17 protein-coding genes and 1 pseudogene are annotated in these 18,151 nt (G+C 65.2%); 10 read left to right on the top strand and 8 right to left on the bottom strand.

Features of this window, described 5'->3' with window-relative positions; all coding sequences use genetic code 11:
* Positions 1 to 10: 10 nt before the first annotated feature.
* The 4 genes from scpA to HU230_RS05645 all read left to right on the top strand — a co-directional run bounded on the left by scpA (position 11) and on the right by HU230_RS05645 (position 3,621).
* Complete coding sequence (gene scpA, locus HU230_RS05660; RefSeq protein WP_176532534.1) at positions 11 to 2,167, top strand: methylmalonyl-CoA mutase; 2,157 nt, start codon at positions 11 to 13, stop codon at positions 2,165 to 2,167.
* 34 nt (positions 2,168 to 2,201) lie between these two features.
* On the top strand, positions 2,202 to 2,498 hold the full coding sequence (locus HU230_RS05655; RefSeq protein WP_176532535.1) for a nucleotidyltransferase family protein: 297 nt from the start codon (positions 2,202 to 2,204) through the stop codon (positions 2,496 to 2,498).
* Position 2,499: 1 nt separating this feature from the next.
* Positions 2,500 to 2,754, top strand: a complete 255-nt coding sequence (locus HU230_RS05650) for a HepT-like ribonuclease domain-containing protein (RefSeq protein WP_224943019.1) — start codon at positions 2,500 to 2,502, stop codon at positions 2,752 to 2,754.
* Positions 2,755 to 2,838: 84 nt separating this feature from the next.
* Positions 2,839 to 3,621: a DUF3298 and DUF4163 domain-containing protein gene (locus HU230_RS05645; RefSeq protein ID WP_224944114.1), complete on the top strand. Its 783-nt coding sequence runs from the start codon at positions 2,839 to 2,841 to the stop codon at positions 3,619 to 3,621.
* Positions 3,622 to 3,636: 15 nt separating this feature from the next.
* Here HU230_RS05645 and HU230_RS05640 read toward each other — a convergent pair whose 3' ends face one another.
* Positions 3,637 to 4,107, bottom strand: coding sequence for an SRPBCC family protein (locus HU230_RS05640; protein ID WP_176532536.1), 471 nt, complete (start codon positions 4,105 to 4,107; stop codon positions 3,637 to 3,639).
* Between the two features lie 158 nt (positions 4,108 to 4,265).
* On the opposite strand from HU230_RS05640, the gene meaB reads away from it, so the two are divergent.
* On the top strand, positions 4,266 to 5,258 hold the full coding sequence (gene meaB / locus HU230_RS05635; protein WP_176532537.1) for a methylmalonyl Co-A mutase-associated GTPase MeaB: 993 nt from the start codon (positions 4,266 to 4,268) through the stop codon (positions 5,256 to 5,258).
* Positions 5,255 to 5,900 (top strand): annotated as a pseudogene (locus HU230_RS05630) (pyroglutamyl-peptidase I). The gene meaB and the pseudogene HU230_RS05630 overlap by 4 nt, the downstream one beginning before the upstream one ends.
* A gap of 134 nt (positions 5,901 to 6,034) precedes the next feature.
* Here HU230_RS05630 and HU230_RS05625 read toward each other — a convergent pair.
* Entirely contained in the window at positions 6,035 to 7,363 is a 1,329-nt protein-coding gene (locus HU230_RS05625; protein ID WP_176532538.1) for an adenylate/guanylate cyclase domain-containing protein, read from the bottom strand.
* A gap of 348 nt (positions 7,364 to 7,711) precedes the next feature.
* On the opposite strand from HU230_RS05625, the gene HU230_RS05620 reads away from it, so the two are divergent.
* Positions 7,712 to 9,082 carry a TIGR03808 family TAT-translocated repetitive protein gene (locus tag HU230_RS05620; protein ID WP_176532539.1) on the top strand — a complete coding sequence of 457 codons (1,371 nt, stop codon included), beginning with the start codon at positions 7,712 to 7,714 and terminating at the stop codon, positions 9,080 to 9,082.
* Positions 9,083 to 9,090: 8 nt separating this feature from the next.
* On the opposite strand, the gene HU230_RS05615 is transcribed toward HU230_RS05620, so the two are convergent.
* The 4 genes from HU230_RS05615 to HU230_RS05600 all read right to left on the bottom strand — a co-directional run bounded on the left by HU230_RS05615 (position 9,091) and on the right by HU230_RS05600 (position 13,163).
* Positions 9,091 to 9,585, bottom strand: coding sequence for a TIGR03809 family protein (locus HU230_RS05615; RefSeq protein WP_176532540.1), 495 nt, complete (start codon positions 9,583 to 9,585; stop codon positions 9,091 to 9,093).
* A 543-nt stretch (positions 9,586 to 10,128) separates the two neighbouring features.
* Positions 10,129 to 11,805, bottom strand: a complete 1,677-nt coding sequence (locus tag HU230_RS05610; RefSeq protein WP_176532541.1) for a S8 family serine peptidase — start codon at positions 11,803 to 11,805, stop codon at positions 10,129 to 10,131.
* Positions 11,806 to 11,847: 42 nt separating this feature from the next.
* The gene (locus HU230_RS05605; protein WP_176535138.1) at positions 11,848 to 12,594 is read right to left on the bottom strand and encodes a hypothetical protein; all 747 of its coding nucleotides are present in this window, start codon (positions 12,592 to 12,594) and stop codon (positions 11,848 to 11,850) included.
* Positions 12,594 to 13,163 carry a sigma-70 family RNA polymerase sigma factor gene (locus HU230_RS05600; RefSeq protein ID WP_092125157.1) on the bottom strand — a complete coding sequence of 190 codons (570 nt, stop codon included), beginning with the start codon at positions 13,161 to 13,163 and terminating at the stop codon, positions 12,594 to 12,596. The genes HU230_RS05605 and HU230_RS05600 overlap by 1 nt, the downstream gene beginning before the upstream one ends.
* A gap of 418 nt (positions 13,164 to 13,581) precedes the next feature.
* Between HU230_RS05600 and HU230_RS05595 the strand changes: the two genes are divergently transcribed.
* On the top strand, positions 13,582 to 14,730 hold the full coding sequence (locus tag HU230_RS05595) for a GGDEF domain-containing protein (protein WP_176532542.1): 1,149 nt from the start codon (positions 13,582 to 13,584) through the stop codon (positions 14,728 to 14,730).
* Between the two features lie 61 nt (positions 14,731 to 14,791).
* Positions 14,792 to 15,898 (top strand): DUF2336 domain-containing protein, encoded by a 1,107-nt coding sequence (locus HU230_RS05590; protein ID WP_176532543.1) that lies wholly within the window; start codon positions 14,792 to 14,794, stop codon positions 15,896 to 15,898.
* Here the strand turns inward: HU230_RS05590 and HU230_RS05585 are convergent.
* Entirely contained in the window at positions 15,895 to 16,533 is a 639-nt protein-coding gene (locus tag HU230_RS05585) for an NrsF family protein (RefSeq protein ID WP_176532544.1), read from the bottom strand. The two genes, HU230_RS05590 and HU230_RS05585, sit on opposite strands and share 4 nt — an antisense overlap.
* 2 nt (positions 16,534 to 16,535) lie before the next feature.
* On the bottom strand, positions 16,536 to 17,081 hold the full coding sequence (locus HU230_RS05580) for a sigma-70 family RNA polymerase sigma factor (protein ID WP_176532545.1): 546 nt from the start codon (positions 17,079 to 17,081) through the stop codon (positions 16,536 to 16,538).
* 326 nt (positions 17,082 to 17,407) lie between these two features.
* Between HU230_RS05580 and HU230_RS05575 the strand changes: the two genes are divergently transcribed.
* A complete protein-coding gene (locus HU230_RS05575; RefSeq protein ID WP_176532546.1) occupies positions 17,408 to 18,079 on the top strand; it encodes a hypothetical protein in 672 nt (223 codons plus the stop codon).
* Positions 18,080 to 18,151: the final 72 nt, after the last annotated feature.

Genomic DNA, 18,151 nt, shown 5'->3' with positions numbered 1-18,151 from the left:
AAGCCAAGGAATGACCCGCATTCCCAATTTCGCCGATGTCACCTTCCAGCCCGTTGCCACGGCGATGCCGGCCGCGAGCGCCGAGCCGTGGCTGACGCCCGAGGGCATCCCGGTGAAGTCCGTCTACGGCGAGGCCGATCTCGAAGGCATCGATTTCCTCGAGACCTGGCCCGGCATCGCGCCCTATCTGCGCGGCCCCTACCCGACCATGTATGTCAACCAGCCCTGGACCATCCGGCAATATGCCGGCTTCTCCACGGCGGAGGACTCCAACGCCTTCTATCGCCGCAACCTTGCCGCCGGTCAGAAGGGCCTGTCGGTCGCGTTCGACCTCGCCACCCACCGCGGCTATGACAGTGATCATCCGCGCGTCTCCGGCGACGTCGGCATGGCCGGTGTCGCGATCGATTCCATCTACGACATGCGCACGCTGTTCGCCGGCATCCCGCTCGACCAGATGAGCGTGTCGATGACCATGAACGGCGCAGTGCTGCCGATCCTCGCGCTGTTCGTCGCAGCCGCCGAGGAGCAGGGCGTGCCGCCGGAGAAACTGTCGGGCACCATTCAGAACGACATTCTGAAAGAGTTCATGGTGCGCAACACCTACATCTATCCGCCGACGCCCTCGATGCGGATCATTTCCGACATCTTCGCCTACACCTCGCAACGGATGCCGAAATACAATTCCATTTCGATCTCCGGCTATCACATGCAGGAAGCCGGCGCGACGCAGGACCTCGAACTCGCCTATACGCTCGCCGACGGCGTCGAATATCTGCGCGCGGGACTAGCCGCCGGCCTCGATGTCGACCGCTTCGCACCGCGGCTGTCGTTCTTCTGGGCGATCGGCATGAACTTCTTCATGGAAGTCGCCAAGATGCGCGCGGCGCGGCTGCTGTGGGCCAAGCTGCTGAAGCAGTTCAACCCGAAGGACCCGCGCTCGCTCAGCTTGCGCACGCATTGCCAGACCTCGGGCTGGTCGCTGACCGCGCAGGACGTCTTCAACAACGTGATGCGTACTACGATCGAGGCGATGGCGGCGACGCAAGGCCACACCCAGTCGCTGCACACCAACGCGCTCGACGAGGCGCTGGCGCTGCCAACCGACTTCTCGGCGCGCATCGCCCGCAACACCCAGCTGTTCCTGCAGCAGGAGAGCGGCACCAACCGCATCATTGATCCCTGGGGCGGTTCCTATTATGTCGAGCGTCTGACCCGCGATCTCGCCGGCAAGGCCTGGGGTCACATCCAGGAGGTCGAGGAACTCGGCGGCATGGCCAAGGCGATCGAGGCCGGCGTGCCGAAGCTGCGGATCGAGGAAGCCTCCGCCAAGACGCAGGCGCGGATCGATGCCGGCAGGCAGGCAGTGATCGGCGTCAACAAGTTCAAGCCGGAGAACGAGCGGCCGATCGACGTCTTGAAGGTGGAGAACTCCACCGTGCGGCGGCTGCAGATCGACAAGCTGGCGCGGCTCAAGAAGGAGCGCAACCAGAAGGACGTCGATGCGGCACTGGCCGCGCTGACCCGCTCGGCCGGCGAAGGCAACGGCAATCTGCTGGCGCTGGCGATCGACGCCGCACGCGCCAAAGCCACGGTCGGCGAGATTTCGGACGCGATGGAAAAGGTATTCGGCCGCCACCGCGCCGAGATCAAGTCCATCACCGGCGTCTACAAGCGAGAGGCAGCGGCCATGTCCAACAAGGTCGAAAAGGTGCAGGCGCTGATCGACACCTTCGAAGAGGCGGAAGGCCGCCGCCCGCGCATCCTGGTGGCAAAAATCGGCCAGGACGGCCATGACCGTGGCCAGAAGGTGATCGCATCCGCCTTCGCCGATGTCGGCTTCGACGTCGATATCGGACCGCTGTTCGCAACCGCCGACGAAGCCGCGCGGCAAGCGGTCGAGAACGACGTCCACATTCTCGGCGTCTCCTCGCTCGCAGCAGCCCATCTCACCGCGGTGCCGGAACTGAAGGCCGCGCTGAAGAAGCACGGCCGCGAGGACATCATGATCATCATCGGCGGCGTGGTGCCGCCGCAGGATTACGACGCGCTCTATGCCGCAGGGGCCGAGGCAATCTTCCCGCCGGGCACCGTGATCTCCGACGCCGCCGAGGAGCTGATCCACAAGCTTAACGCCCGGCTCGGCCATAGCGCGGCGGCGGAGTAGATGATACATTGGTGGGATTGCAAGGTCCCAAGCCATGACGCGCGAAGAAGTCGTAGCCGCGATTCGAGAGAACGCTGATGCCATCAAGGCGGAGGGCGTGTCGAGGCTCGCGATCTATGGATCGCGCGTGCGCGGCGACTATCGGCCCGACAGTGACGTCGATGTGCTCGTTGAAGTCGAGCCGGACGCCTCATTTTCGCTACTCAACCTGATCGGTGTCGAGCACATCATTGAAGACGCGACGGGCTTGCAGGCGCAAGCAACTATGAAGCGATCCCTTCCTCCTCGGCTCGCACAACAAATCGCCGACGACATTCTCGAAGTCTTCTGACGTGCAGCCGACCGTTGCAGACCGCATAGGCCACATTGCCACAGCGATCGACAGCATTCGGGACATAACTGCCGGGCAAACCCGCGAGAGCTTCGCCAACAATCTGGTAATGCGGCTGGCTGTAGAGCGGCTGCTTGAGATGATCAGCGAAGCATCAAGGCACATTCCAACCGATCTGGAGGCCAAGGAACCCGGCATCAACTGGAGGCGATTGGCCGATCTCGGAAACTGGTACCTATCATCGGACCGACGCTGATCTGTTATGGATCATGATTGAAGATGATTTGTTGCCATTGAAGGCGTTCGTCGATCAAATCACCTGGGAATTGAAGCATTGACGATCATCGCGAAGTGGGCCGTTGCCCTGATAGCGGGCTTCCTCTTCATTTCCCCCGCCGTCGCCGCCGATCCCAAACCCGACGCCACGATCAAGAATCCGAGCATCGAGGCCAACGTCTATCTCGACGACAAGATCAAGGCTGATCCGGCGCTGGCGGCCGATTGCCTCGCCGAAGGCCGGAAGTGGATCGACAAGAACGCCGCCGAGGCGGCTTCCGCGCGCAAGGACGAGCCTGAGCTTTTCAAAGACCGCGGCGGCTATTCATTCGAGCGCAAATATTCGGTGCGCTCCGTCGTCGACGGCCGTTATGTCAGCGTGCTGCGCGACGACTACATGGACACGCTCGGCGCGCATCCAAACACCGACGTCAACACCATCCTGTGGGATGCGACGGCGAAGAAGCGCATCAGCATCCGTCCCTTCTTCACCGAGACAGCTGACAACGGCCCTACCCTGACGGCGATGCGCAAGGCCATCGTCTCAGCGCTGAACGCCGAGAAGAAGCGGCGCGGTGCCGGCGAGACCGCAACCGCCGAGCGGTACAAGGTGCTGAAGCCGACCCTGCTCAAGATCGGCGCCGTGACGCTCGCGCCATCGACCGTGTCCGGCAAGAGCTCCGGCCTCACCTTCCACTACCCGCCCTATGCCATCGGTCCCTATGCCGAAGGTCAGTATGTCGTCTTCGTGCCGTGGGAGACGCTGAAGCCGTATCTGACGGCGGAAGGCGCGAAGATCTTCGCCGGCGCACGGCCGAAGGCCGACGCGGACGATCAGCCGCAATAGCTGCTTCAGCAGGCCTCAGCCTGGCTGGCGCGCCAGCGCTCTGACCAGGGAGCCGGTCCAGTCCGGGATCCACGCCTGGAACTGGCTGTGCCAGCGATCGGCGTCAGCAGGCGTCGTGTCGAGCTTGACCGACCATTCGATGAAGGTGCGATTGCCCTCGACGACCGGCAGCAGATGCATCGTGCCCTCGTAATGGGTCGGCTGCGGCGCGTCCGAGCCGGCATCCGCCAGAAACGGCAATGGCTCGATGCTGGCATAGGTCAGCGAATGCTGCGTGTCCGAGTGGCGGGCAAGGCGTTGCCTGACCCAGAGCCCGAGATAGCAGAAGCGCCTGACAGCACCGACCTGGTCGCCGCGCTTGTCGTCCTCGATCACGCTTTCGCTGACGCCCTCGATATAGGCGGGGTAATTGTTGAAGTCGCGGATCAGCGACCACACGGTATCGAGCGGATGGTCGAGGACGGCGCTGTAATAGGCTCGGGTCATGGCAGGCTCCGGATGTTGGCCCGCAGTGATGCGGAACGGGCCCTGATCAACCGCATGGCAGCGGGCGCGCCCACCCGATTTCCGATCTCGCGATTGATCGGGGACGAGCGTGGACTCCGCCCTCGCCTGCAACCGGCAGCCGTTGTAAACCAAGGCCCATGACCTCGCCGAAGCCCGCCTCTCCCGACATCCACGCCCTCGCCAAGCAGCTCCGCGCCGGCCACCGCGCCGCGCTGGCGCGGGCGATCACGCTGGTGGAGAGCCGGCGCGGCGATCATCAGGCGGCGGCGCGCGAGCTGGTGCAGGCGCTGTTGCCCGACACCGGCAAGGCGGTGCGGGTCGGCATCACCGGCTCGCCCGGCGTCGGCAAGTCGACCACCATCGATGCGCTCGGCATGTTCCTGATCGAGCGCGGCCACAAGGTCGCGGTGCTCGCGGTCGATCCGTCCTCGGCGCGCACCGGCGGCTCGATCCTCGGCGACAAGACGCGGATGGCGCGGCTCGCCGTCTCCGACCAGGCCTTCATCCGCCCCTCGCCGTCCTCGGGCACGCTCGGCGGCGTCGCGGCGAAGACCCGTGAGGCGATGCTGTTGTGCGAGGCCGCCGGCTTCGACGTCGTGCTGGTCGAGACCGTCGGCATCGGGCAGTCCGAGACCGCGGTCTGCGACATGACCGACTTCTTCCTGGCGCTAATGCTGCCGGGCGCCGGCGACGAGCTGCAAGGCATCAAGAAGGGCCTCGTCGAGCTCGCCGACATGATCGCGATCAACAAGGCCGACGGTGACAACCTCAAGCGCGCCAACCTCGCCGCTGCCGACTATCGCAGCGCGCTGCATATCCTGGCGCCGCGCTCGGAGCACTGGCATCCGCCGGTCGAGACCTATTCGGCGCTGACCGGCACCGGGCTCGACCGACTCTGGCAGAAGATCCTCGACCACCGCACCGCGATGAACGCCTCGGGCGAATTCGAAGCCCGCCGCCGCGAGCAGCAGGTGAAGTGGATGTGGTCGATGCTGGAAAGCCGGATGATGGCGCGGCTGCGCTTGGACGCTGCGATCCGCGCCAAGGTCAAGAAGATGGAGGCCGAGGTCGCCGGCGGCCGCATCTCGCCCGCGGTCGCCGCCGAGCAGATCGCGGAGATGCTGCATTGAGCGGCAAACTGCGCATCCTCGTCACCGGCTTCGGGCCGTTCCCGGGTGCGCCGTTCAACCCGACCATGCCGCTGGTCAAGCGCCTGACCGGGCTGCGCCGGCCGGCTTTCGACAACTTCGCGCTGACGGGCCACATCTTCGACGTCACCTATGCGGCCGTCGATCGCGAATTGCCCGAGCTGATCGCACGACATCGCCCGCAGGCGCTCTTGATGTTCGGCCTCGCCGGCCGCACCTCGCATCTGCGGATCGAAAGCCGCGCCCGTAATGCGGTGACGACGCGCTTTCCCGATGCCGACCGCCGGCATGCGCGCAAGGGATCGATCGAGAGCGGCGCCGATGCGCGGGTGTTCGGGCCGCACACGAGAAAACTCCTGCGCGCAGCGCTAGCCACCGCCATCGACGCGGACATCGCGCGATGCCGGCAACTATCTCTGCAACTACCTGAGCTGGCGCGGGATCGAGGCCGTCAACGGCAACAACGGCCTGCACCTCGCGCAGTTCATCCATGTTCCGCCCCTCGCCCATGACGGCACGGCCGCATCGGGCAAATCATCCATCACGCTGGAAGCGCTGGTCGATGCCGGCGAAGCCATGCTGCTGGAGCTGGTGAAGCTGACCCGGCAGGCTGCGCGCGCGTGAGCGACGCTGGTTGGACGAGTCCTCTCAAACAGAAGCGTCGCGTATCTCGGCACCGTAGAAGGCTGATGTCCTAGCAACGGGCACAAGCAATCGTCGAAGGTCGGCCAACAGAGCCGCCGTTGGTGAGGCCCCGCCTACTGGACAGCAGCGAACAAATCCCAAGCCCCCGGGATGCCCTTGAGATCGAACGAGCCGCGCTCCGCAAATTTCAATCCGGCTCCCGCGACCAGGTCGGTCACGACGCGCGATACGAGCACTTCATTTGCATCGGACCGCCCCATCACGCGAGCGGCGACGTGAACTGCTATTCCGCCGACGTCCCTGCCGCGCACCTCAATCTCGCCGGTGTGCAGTCCGGCGCGCAGCGGCAACCCGAGCTGGCGCGCAGCTTCGCCCAGTGCGAGAGCACAGCGAACGCCGCGTCCAGGTCCATCGAACGTCGCCAAGATTCCATCGCCCGTATTCTTCACCAGCTTCCCCCGATGCCTCTCGACGACCTGTGCTGCCAAGCGGTCATGAGAATCAAGCAGTTCGTGCCAGCGGCGATCACCGACCTCGATGGCTTTCGTCGTGGAGTTGACGATGTCCGTGAACAGGACGGTAGCCAGGACACGATCGACATCCTCTCCTGCCTCAGGACGGTGACCGGTGACAAACTCCTCGATGTCGCCGATCACTCGTTCGCATTCGGCCGTAAAGAAGACACCGTGCGGAAGACCCTCGTATTCGATGTATCTCGCGCCAGGTATTGCAGCCCCCAGCTTCCGTCCCTCCGATACGGGCACCACGGCATCGGCCTGGCTGTGCAGCACGAGAGTTGGGACGCGCACGCTTTGCAACACCGGCGTTACGTCGATCAGTCGGTTCATCACCATGATCGCCTTGAAGGCACCGGGGCTGCAACTCATCCGCTCGAACTTGCCGAGCGCTGCGAGCTGCTCTTGGGAAGCGTCCGCCAGCCCGACAACGTGTTTCATCATCTGCCCCGAGCCCCAGTTTGCAACAGCCCTGTCAGCAAACGCCTCGAACTGGGCCGCGGGGATCGAGTAGCCCGCGCGCACGAAGCCCCCGACCAAAACCAGGTGGGAAACACGATCTGGATGTGTGGCCGAAAAGAGGACGCTCATGGGACAGCCTTCCGACATGCCCAACAAGACCGTCTTGCGGGATCCCACCGCATCGAGCACGGCGCGAACGTCGTCCATTCGCTCTTCCAACGACGGCACGCCGGACACGCGATCGGACAGTCCCTGACCGCGTTTGTCAAAGCTTATGATCCGGGCGAAGCGTCCTAACCGCTGCGCGTTGTTGCTTATGCACGGCAACTCATGCACGACCTCAAGGTGGGAGATCGAGCCAGGCACGATCAGAAGGTCGATCGGCCCGTCCCCGGTCACCTGATAGGCAATACTGACATCGCCACTGCGCGCATATTGCGTCTGGGGCATAATGAAATCGGCCATATCCAACTCCAGTACCGCGACGTGTTGAAGCTTAGACGATCGAAGAGCTTTTCGTGGCAATTGCAAATACGAAATAAGAAACATTAGCACACGACGCAGGTCTGCTTTGGAGGAAATGCTATTAATCCGCGCCTTGACTGCGGCCTCTGGAATACTGGATCACCCGCTTTCGCCGGTGATGACGCCGCGAGATCGTTGTTTGACAACGTGAACAGGCTGCACCGGGGGTTAACCCTACCGCCAACAATCGCCCGGCTGCGTCGGCGTGTTCACCATGCCGCGCCGCATTTCGCGCTACCACTCGGGCGCGAACGTCACCGCTCGCGAATGTTTGCGAGGGCTGTGCCCATGGATGTCAACCGCCGCCATCTGATCGGAGCCTCCGCCGCCGGCGTCGCCGGCGCGCTTGCAATGTCGCCGGACGCGGCGCGCGCCGCGCAGTCGGCCGGCTCGCTCGGCCGCGACGTCACGCAATATGGCGTCCGTCCCGGCAGCCCCGACGACCAGACCCGCAATTTGCAGCGCGCGATCGATGACGCCGCGCGCGCGCAGGTGCCGCTGGCGTTCCCGCCCGGCGTCTATCGCACCGGCCTGTTGCGGCTTGCGCCCGGCAGCCAGCTGATCGGCGTGCGCGGCGCCAGCCGGCTCGCGTTCAACGGCGGCGCCTCGCTGCTGGAAGGCGAAGGCGCCGGCGGCATCGTCCTGATGGGCCTTACCTTCGACGGCGGCAACGTTCCGCTGCCGGCGCGGCGCGGCCTCGTCCATTGCCTGTCCGGCCGCGACATCCGCATCACCGATTGCCAGTTCACCGACAGTGGCGGCAGCGGCATCTGGTTCGAGCAGATGTCGGGCGACGTCAGCAACAACGTCTTCACCGGCATCGCGTCGACGGCGCTGGTGTCGTTCGACGCACTCGGCCTCATCGTCTCGCGCAACACCATCAAGGGCACCAACGATAACGGCATCGAGATCCTGCGCACCGCGATCGGCGACGACGGCTCGATCGTCGTCGACAACCGCATCGAGGACATCAAGGCCGGTCCCGGCGGCTCCGGGCAGTACGGCAACGCCATCAACGCCTTCCGCGCCGGCAACGTGATCGTGCGCGGCAACCGCATCAGCAATTGCGACTTCTCGGCGGTGCGCGGCAATTCGGCCTCCAACATCCACATCACCGACAACAGCGTCAGCAATGTCCGCGAGGTCGCCCTCTATTCGGAGTTCGCGTTCGAGGCCGCGGTCATCGCCAACAACACCGTCGACGGCGCCGCGATCGGCGTCTCCGTGTGCAATTTCAACGAAGGCGGCCGCATCGCGGTGGTCCAGGGCAACATCATCCGCAACCTGCTGCTGAAGCGCCCGATCGGTACCGACCCAAACGACGGGGCCGGCATCGGCATCTATGTCGAGGCCGACAGCGCCGTCACCGGCAATGTGATCGAGAATGCGCCGACCTTCGGCATCGTCGCCGGTTGGGGCAAGTATCTGCGCGACGTCGCGATTTCGGGCAATGTCGTGCGCAAGGCGTTCGTCGGGATCGGCGTCTCGGTGGTGCCGGGCGCCGGCACCGCGCTGATCAACAACAACATGATCTCGGAAACCCCGCGCGGCGCGGTGGTCGGGCTCGACCACGCCCGCCCTGTTACCACCGACCTGTCGGTGGGCGGCGCCCAGCAATATGCGCAGCTGGTGGTCGGCGCGAACGCGGTGCGGCGCTAACCTTCGGCCTACAGCGCGTTGCGCAGCAGCGGATAGCGCCGCTGGATGGTGTCGAGATCGAGCACCGGCGGCGGCATGACCGGAGGGGGCTTCTCCAGCGGCGGTGCGTCGGCCACAACGGGCGGCTGCTCGAGGACCTCGGCGGCCGTTTCCATCGCGGCCGCGACTGCGGTCATCGCGGCCTCGGCCAATGTCGCCGTCTCCGAGCGGCGCTGCTGCACCGACGAAAGATCGCGCGGCGGCAGCTTCGACTTGCCGCGGCCGAGCCAGGACAGATCGACCGGCGAATTGTCGAGCGAGGCTTCGCGGGTCAGCAATTCGCGCCAGATGTCGACCGCGGCCCGGGCTTCCCTGATGTTTTCGAGAAAGGCCTGCTCGCTGTGATAGCGGCGCCAGCGTCCGGTTTCGAACAGCTCGTTGAGGTGCTCCAGCCTTTGCTCGGCAAGGTTGCACCAGCGTGCAACGATCTCCTGGCCTCTGGCCACGTCGGTCCGATGTGTCATTCAACTTGCCCGCAGGGAAAGAAACGGACGCAGACGCAACGGAACCGAATCAACTGGACGCGACACTGATATTCTGTGGAAAAGGTAAATAAAGTCTAACCAAATTCTTAATCGCGGACGGGCGATGAATGAAGTCCGCTCAACTACGGAGTTTGTTGCCCGAACCATCGTCAAGTCATCGACTTGCGTGGTGGCGATGCGCGTCGCTGCCGATCGCTGCGCAGCCGAACGATCCACAGCAAACAGCCGCGGCTATCGCGCGCATCCCGTCGCAATCATGCAGCGCGACCGCGTCCGTCCAGTGCGTCATGCAAGGATGCCCCCAAAATGAAAGACCCGTCCGGGGGGGACAACCGGACGGGTCAAAGCCATATGGGCGCTTGGGGTGGATGGGCGCTCGCGCCTGATATAGCCGGGGAGGGATAAACCGCTCCCACACACATAAGTCGTGAGAGAGCGGCGGACGTTCAAATCGCCGGCGATTTTTTTAACCTTCTCGACGCCCGGTTCCATCGCACCGTTGCAGGCGCCCAGCACCGAAAATCACTGTGCGGCGCGGTGATTTGCGGCGGAATCGTCCGATGCGATCGACGGCGCCGCTTCATTCAACGCGCGGCTCACGGAAGTGTTATTGCCGTCCGCCTCATGTGCAGGCTGCGACGGTTTGTCCAAGGTGGCCGCGACGGGCGCGCTGGTCGCCGCCATCACCGCGGCAAGCGCGTCCGCCTCGCCCGCCCCGAACAGATCGTCACGTCCGGGTGTTCCGAGATCGCGGGCTGTGCCGGTCAGAACCTTGCGCACCTCGGCGGGCTTCAATGCCGGACTGCGCTCCAGCACCAGTGCCGCGATGCCGCTGACGAACGCGGCCGAAAAGGAGGTGCCCGACATCAGCTGGTATTTGCCGTCCGGCACCGGCACCAGGAGATCGGCGCCCGGCGCTGCCAACGCGATGTAGCTGCCGCGGTTCGAGGCAGCCATCAGCCGCTCGCCGGCATCGATGCCGCCGACCGCGATCACGTCGGGATTGGCGGCCGGATACAGCGGCGGCGATTTCGGGCCGGCATTGCCGGCCGCGGCAACCAGCACGACGTCCCTCGCCGCGGCGGCGGCCACGGCGCGCGCGACAAGTGCGTCCTGCGGTCCGGCAAAGCTCATGTTCACGATCTGCGCGCCGTGCGCCACCGCGTAATCGAGGCTCCTGAGGATCACGTAGGACGTGCTCTCGGCGCCGCCGGCGGCCGCACCAAAGGCACGGATGGCCAGGATCCGCACTTCCGGCGCGCTCCCCGTCAGCCTGACGCGCGCAGCGATCACGCCGGCGACGGCGGTGCCGTGGGCATGCGGGCCATCCTTGCTACCGAGCGCATCGAACGTATCCGCGACCGTGTTGGCCAGTTCCGGATGGGCGGCATCAACGCCGGAGTCGATGACGGCAATGGTGACGTTCATCCCGCGCGCCAGCCTGTGCGCCTCCGGCAGACGCAGCTGCGCCTGGGCGTATTGCGCCGGATCACTGCCGCCCGCTGGCGGCTTCTGGTCCTGCAGCGCGTAACGGTAGTTCGGCTGCACGGAGCGGACGCTGCTGTCGCTTGCGAGGTCGCGGGCCACCGCGTCGGCGGAGCGATTGCCGTCCGTGCGGAACAGGCCGATCGTCGCGCCCAGCAGCGGGATGTTCTGCGAGGCGATCCGCCTCAGGCCATGGCGACGCGCCAGCGCGTCGGTCTGGGTCTCGGTCAATGCGCCGTCGATCTCCGCCACGAGTTCGTTCGGCACGGTTCGCGTGGCCGCCACGTCCTGCGCGCGGCTGCTGCCGCCACCGCCGGCCCTGCCCTTCCTCGCAGCGCCCTTGCCGCCACCGTTCACGGCGACCGGCCGGCCGGAGCATTGGCGCGTGCCGTCATCGCAATCGGAAGAGAAACGGGGGGCGTCACGCACATGGGGTGGCGGCATGCTCGATCGCGGTCCCTCGCCGGTCCACGACGTCGCCGGGCCGTGGAGCGGCGCGCGGCCAGCCGTGCCGTCCAGCCCGCCGCCGGCGTTGCCACCGGCCCTGCCGATGCCGGGATTGACCCGCGGCCCGATGGAGAACTGCGGCCTGCCGCCGATCGGCGATCGCATGAAATTCTGGGCGTAGGCCGAGCCGGCAACAGAGACCAGCAACAACGCCGCGGCCGCAATGGCCGCTCTGTTCGTCGATCTGGTCCGGCTGTTGGCGGTCATGGTGACCTCAACTCGGCGCAGACCGTCAGCTACTGGTTATGGCTACGGCGTCTCGACCGTGAGGCTGACGATCTTCTCTTTCTGCAAACGGGCAATCAGCGCCGCGACGCTGTCCTTGTCCATCGCGCGGAACTGCAAGCGGAACATGCCGCCCTTCCCGTCGAGGATCGCGCCCTGGTAATTGTCGAGCAGCGATGTGATTTCGGCGATCCTGGCATCCGGCGTGAAGCGCACCAACAGCCGCGTCGGCGCGGCCGCCACGCTGGCACCGAGGTCGCGGGTGATCGGCGCACTGGGTGCGACGGCCGCGCTCGGTGCGCTGGGGGCGCTGCGTTGCTCGGCGGCATCAAGCGAGGCGGTCTGGAACGAGGCCGGCTCGCTGCGCATCAGCACCGCACCGATCACGCCCGCCTGTAGCAACACAACGATTGCACCGACGCTGGACGACCAGGCCAGCGTCCGCGGCGACAATTTCGAAAAGAACTCCGAGACGGAGGCCGACATGCGCGCGCCCGCCGACGGCTTGCGCTCCGGCTCGGCATCGATCGCGGCAAACAGCTTCTGCATGGCACGCGCAGACGGCGCACCGAGGCTCTCGTTGAGGCCGATGGTCTCGGCATATTCCTCGCGGATGACGGCATACTGCCTGGCCAGTTCCGGATCCGAAGCGAGCGCGTCCTCGACGCGGCGCGCGTCACGCGCGTTCAGCGTGCCGGCCGCATGCCAGGGCAGCAGCATCTCGACATCGTCAGGATCTTGACCCTGCACCTTCTTGTTGCTCGCAGCCATCATGGCCAACCTCGCTCGACACCGGCTGCCTTCAGCAACTCGGCAAGTTTCTTGCGCGCATAGAACAGGCGCGTCTTCACGGTGTTCTCCGGAATCCCGACGATCTCTGCGACGTCTTCCACGGATTTCTCGTGATAGTAGACAAGATCGACAATTTCCCGGTGTTCCGCCGATAGTCCCGTCAGGCACTTACGCAGCGTGTCACCCGTGTCCTTCTTCTGCACCACCGTTTCCGGATCGTCGGACGTGTCCTCGATCGCGTTCGCGGCCTCATCGTCCAGTTCGGCGTCTTTCCTTCGCCGCAGCGAAGACAACGCCTTGAACCGGGTAATCGCCAGAAGCCAGGTTGAAACGGCGGATCGTCCCTCGAATTTGCCCGCCTGACGCCACACGTCCAGAAAGACCTCGCTAATGAGGTCCTCCGCCACCTGTTCGTCCCGCACGAGCCGAAGCCCGAAGCGGTACACCCTGACATGATGCCGTCCGTACAGCACCTGCATGGCGAGCCGGTCGCCTTGAGCGATCCGAGCGATCAGAACCTCGTCTGAAGCCGCCTGTGTCGCGCTCAATGGCCGTCTCGCAAAGTTGGTCTGAGGGGGGTGGTGCGTGGTTCGACGCGAGAGGCAAGATTCTTCACAATACGGCAATGTCCTGACCGCATGTGTGATCTATGACACAGTCGACGATCCCAATGAGGAAAAATCGCCGGAGACTCGGTAAGCGGTATCATAATAGTGAAAACTCTCGCGGACTCGCACCATCCGGCGCGACCATACCAAGGCTTTGCCGGCAAGCCAGCGCTGTCGCGAAGCGGGCGCCGCCGCAAGCCCCCGCCCCGACCGCTTCCGACCCGCCTCCGTGAACGGATTCCCCTTACGAAACAAGGGTGATGACCGGGTTTCACCGGGGCAGATTCGGTTCCAAAAGATACCAAACCTAAAGGCTTTCCCACTTAGATTTTCGCCGGATTTCAGAAATGGCGAGACCATGGGCAGCGCTGCGTCGTCACTTCCCAGCCCGATCGCGGGTACATCGGAAAGCGGCCGTCCCAGACTGACGCGCGAGCGCCTGACGCGCCGAGCCAGGCAGCGCCGCCAGATCCAGTCGATGATCGCCGCCTGCTTCGTGCTCGATGCCGTCGTGCTGCTGATCTACGCCCATGCCGGCACCACGTCGGTCCCGGTGGCGGCGGGCTATGCCCTGACCGGCCTCTCCCTCGTCGTCATCTATGTGCTGCTTTCGGAGCGCGGCTTTCACGAGCGCTTCCGCGACCACTACCTGGTCGCGCCGCAATCGGCCGTCAACATGGTGAACCTGCTGGTGTTCACCTACATCGCGCCGGAAGTCGGCGTGCTGTTCCTCTGCAACCTGTTCGTGGTGTTCGGCTTCGGTGCGCTGCGTACCTCGGCGCGCCAGACCGCGATCATCTGGACCATCATGGTGCTGGGCCTCGCCGCGCTGTTCCTCGGCACCGACAAGGCGATCGGGATGCCGACCGGCACCAGGATCGACCGCCTCGCCACCATGCTGGTGTTCGCGCTGACGATCGGGCGCTGCATGTATCTCGGCATCTTCTCGAACTCGATGCAGCAATCGCTGTATCAGAGCGGCGTGAAGCTGAAGGAGGCCTATCGGCGCATCGAGGAGCTCGCCGAGCTCGACGAGTTGACCGGCACCTCCAACCGCCGCAGCATCATGCGCACGCTCGAGGAGGAGATCGCGCGCTGCGCCCGCAACGGCGGCTCCTGCGCGGTGGCGCTGATCGACCTCGACCATTTCAAGCGCATCAACGACGTTTACGGCCATCCAATCGGCGACGAGGCGCTTCGTACCTTTGCCATCGGCATGTTCGCCAATCTCCGCAGCATCGATCGCTTCGGCCGTTACGGCGGCGAGGAATTCCTGCTGGTGCTGCCCGACCTGTCGCAGGATCAGGCGATGCGCGCGCTCGAGCGGCTGCGCGCGATTATCGCCGGCCTCGACTGGAGCGCATTCTCGCCCGGCATGCAGGTGACGATCTCCGCAGGCGTCACGACGCTCAAGCCGCACGAAAACTCCGATACGTTACTCGCCCGCGCCGATGGCGCGCTTTACGCAGCCAAGGCGAGGGGACGCAACCGCATCGCCAGTGCCTAACATCCTTTCATTACCCTATTCGGCGCCGGAGAAGCCGTCGCCACCGCTCCAGGACAGAGTCATGAGTTCGAAGCCCGAGACCGCCCCCGAAAGTCTGCTCGACGAGCTGCAGACGACGCTCGCGCACGGCACCGTCGCACGCCGTGTCGAGACGCTGCGCCGCGTGACCGACCTCTTCATCAACGGCTCGGTCAACTATTCGGACCAGCAGATCGTGCTGTTCGACGACGTTTTCCAATGCCTGCTCGAGCACATCGAAAACGCGGCCAAGGCGCTGCTCGCCAACCGCCTCGCCCCGATCGAGACCGCACCGCCGCAGACCATCCGTACCCTTGCATTCGACGACCTGATCGAGGTCGCAGGCCCTGTGCTGACGCTGTCGCCGCGGCTCGACGACGACACCCTGATCGAGACCGCGCGCAGCAAAAGCCAGGCGCATCTGCTCGCGATCTCCAACCGCAAGACGCTGAGCGGCGCCGTCACCGACGTGCTGGTGCTGCGCGGCAACGACGAGGTGATCCAGAGCGCGGTCAACAATCCCGGCGCGGAATTCACCGAGCGCGGCTTCACCCGGCTGGTCAGCCGCGCCGAGGGCGACGACAATCTGTCGACCTGCGTCGGCCTGCGCCCGAACATCCCGCGGCATCTCTATCTCAAGCTGGTCGCCAAGGCCTCGGACACGGTTAGGCAGCGGCTCGAGGCTGCCAATCCGCAGCAGGCCAAGGAGATTCCGATCGCGGTGAAGGAAGCGACACGACGCGCGCGCTCGGCGCCCGCCGCCGTGACGCCGAACACCACGATCGCGCATGCGCTGGTCAAGTCGCTCTACCAGGACGGCCGGCTCGACGAATTCCAGCTCGCGGCCTTCGCCGAGGCCGGCAAGTTCGACGAGACCAATGCCTCGCTTGCCGCGCTCGCCAATGTCTCGGTCAGCATCGCCGAGAACATGATGATCGAAACCCGTGCCGAGGGCGTGATGATCCTGGCCAAGGTCTCGGGCCTGTCATGGTCGACGGTGCGGTCGATCATCAATCTGCGCGACGACATCTCGGGCGGTGAGCCGACCGATTTGCAGGCCTGCAAGGACACCTATGAGCGGCTGCGGCCGTCGACCGCGCAGCAAGTGCTGCGCTTCCATCGCATGCAGCAGTCGGCGCCCGCGGCCTAGTATCGTAGCGCCCTCGCTCCCATCAGCGCGCCGACACTTGCGACGATCGCTGTCGCCAGCGTGTACCAGGTGGCAACGAACAGCGGCGAGTCATCGGTGCAGTGCGACGCATAGACGGTGGCCGCGAGCCCTGCCGAGAGCAGGCCTGCGACTGCGCCCGCGATCGCAGGCCGCGCCGGTGCGCCCTGCCGCAGCCCGTACAGCGCGCCGACCAAGAGCGGCAGCGACATGGCGGGGATCGCGGTCATGCACGCCACCGAGTTCTTGCCGATCAGGCGCGTCATCATCGGCGTGCGCTGCGGCATCATCATCTCGCCGCTGATCGCGGCAACGAGGATGCCGGCGGGAATCAGCAGCCACCAGCCGAAGCTGCGCAGCGAGGCTTCCGGCCGCGACAGATGCAGGCTGACCGCAATCGCCGAGGCGGCGAGCGCCAGCGTCACCGCGAATTTCAGATCGAAGAACGGATTATGCATCGCGGTCATCACGTCGGGCCGCACGCCGAGCTCGGCGAAGAAGATCAGCAGCGAGACCGGCGCCGCCGCCAGCAGCGCCAACATCAGCGCAAGGCCGATCGGACGAGGCCGATAGGCATTGTCGGCGGTCAGGGTTCGAATGAGTTGATCGGTGTCCATGCTCATCGGTCCCGTAATTTCGCGGTCAGGCTCGCAAGCCCACGATGCAGTGCGACCCGCACCGCGCCCTCGGTCATCGCGAATTTCGCGGCGGTGTCCTTGATCGAGGTGCTGTCGACCGCGATCGATTGCAGCACGTCGCGCTGCCGCGCGGGCAACGCCTGCAACTGGGCGGTCACCTCGCCGGGCGAGGCCGTCGGCTCCGGTATTTCCCCCGGCAGCGTCTCGGCGAAATCATCGATATTGACGAAGATGCGCCTGCCGCGGCGGCGCAGGGCGTCGATCAGCTTGTTGCGCGCGATCGCGAACAGCCACGGCGCGAACGGCGCGCTCGTGTCCCAGGTCTGCCGCTTCAAGTGCACCGCCAACAAGATGTCCTGCACGATGTCCTCGGACTGATCGACCGGTTGTCCCGCGCGCGCCAAGCCACGCCGCGCCGCGGCACGGAGTACCGGCGTGATGGCCTTGAGCAGGCGATGATACGCCGCGTCATCGCCTGAAATGGCCGACCGCATCAGGTCGGTCCATTCATCCTCACGTTCGCGCACGCAGGCTCCTGAATTGCAATTCGGCCGATCTTTCAGTTTGTTACGCGGCACGCCAAAGACATCACGAACTCGTGATAATCACCCTCAGGCAACGCCGCGCCGAGGATCAGCCTCAAAGAATCGCTCCGGCGGGTTTGCAGACGGAAGGGCTCATAACACCGATCGGTCCGACACGCATCGGTGCAGCTGCTGCCGACGATCCACCGGGACGAAATTGCCCAGCTTTTGCCCTCTGAGGCCCGAAGATTCCCTTTTTTTGCCCCGGTGTAGACACGCAGCGGGGGCTCATTTCGCGTTCGGACGGGCGAAATGGGGAGATCATCAGAATGAAGATCAAAGCCAGCGTGCGCTTGGCCTTGATGGTTGCGACAGGCCTGACAGGGTTCTTTGTGTGTTTCGCCGGACCGTTGCCGGCGCATGCGGCCGGTACGGATCCGGCCGCGGCGAAATCCGACAATGCTTCGACCGACAGGTCCGCGGACCAGAGTTCGCGGCATGGCCGGCGCCATGCGCGCCACCAGTCTTCCAAGACGGCTGACAAATCCGAGAGCAAGAAGGCCGCGAGCAATGCCGGCAGCGTGACGTCGGCGGGCATGCCCGCCACGGTCGCCAATGCCAATGCGGAGCTGACGTCAGGCGACAGCAATGGGAGCACCGCGCCCGCCAACGTCAATCCGGTGATGGCCGCCTCCGACAAGCCCGGCGACGCGCAACCCGACGGCAGCGTGGTCGCATCCGACCAGCTCAACGACCTCGACCGGGCCCTGCAGCAGGAGCAGCCGGCGGAACAACCGCAACCGGTTCAACCGCAGACCGCCCAGCAGGAGGCGCCTGTGGCGCAGCCGCCGCCTGTCGCCGTAGCGGCACCCAAGCCGGCCCCGGTTCTGGCGAGCAGCGACAGCGCGAACTGGGACCAGACCTCGCTGATCGGGAAGATCTTCATCGGCTTCGGCGCCCTGCTCACGGTGGCCTCGGCCGCACGCATGTTCATGGCCTAGCCGCGGCGTTGCGGCTTGCGGCGCGGGGTAGCGCCGCACCGCGGCCCAAAGCCGCTTCAGCCACTTGAAGCG

It is taken from the genome of Bradyrhizobium quebecense, from assembly GCF_013373795.3.
Taxonomy (GTDB): Bacteria; Pseudomonadota; Alphaproteobacteria; order Rhizobiales; family Xanthobacteraceae; genus Bradyrhizobium; species Bradyrhizobium quebecense.
This window is presented reverse-complemented; position numbering and strand designations above follow the sequence as displayed.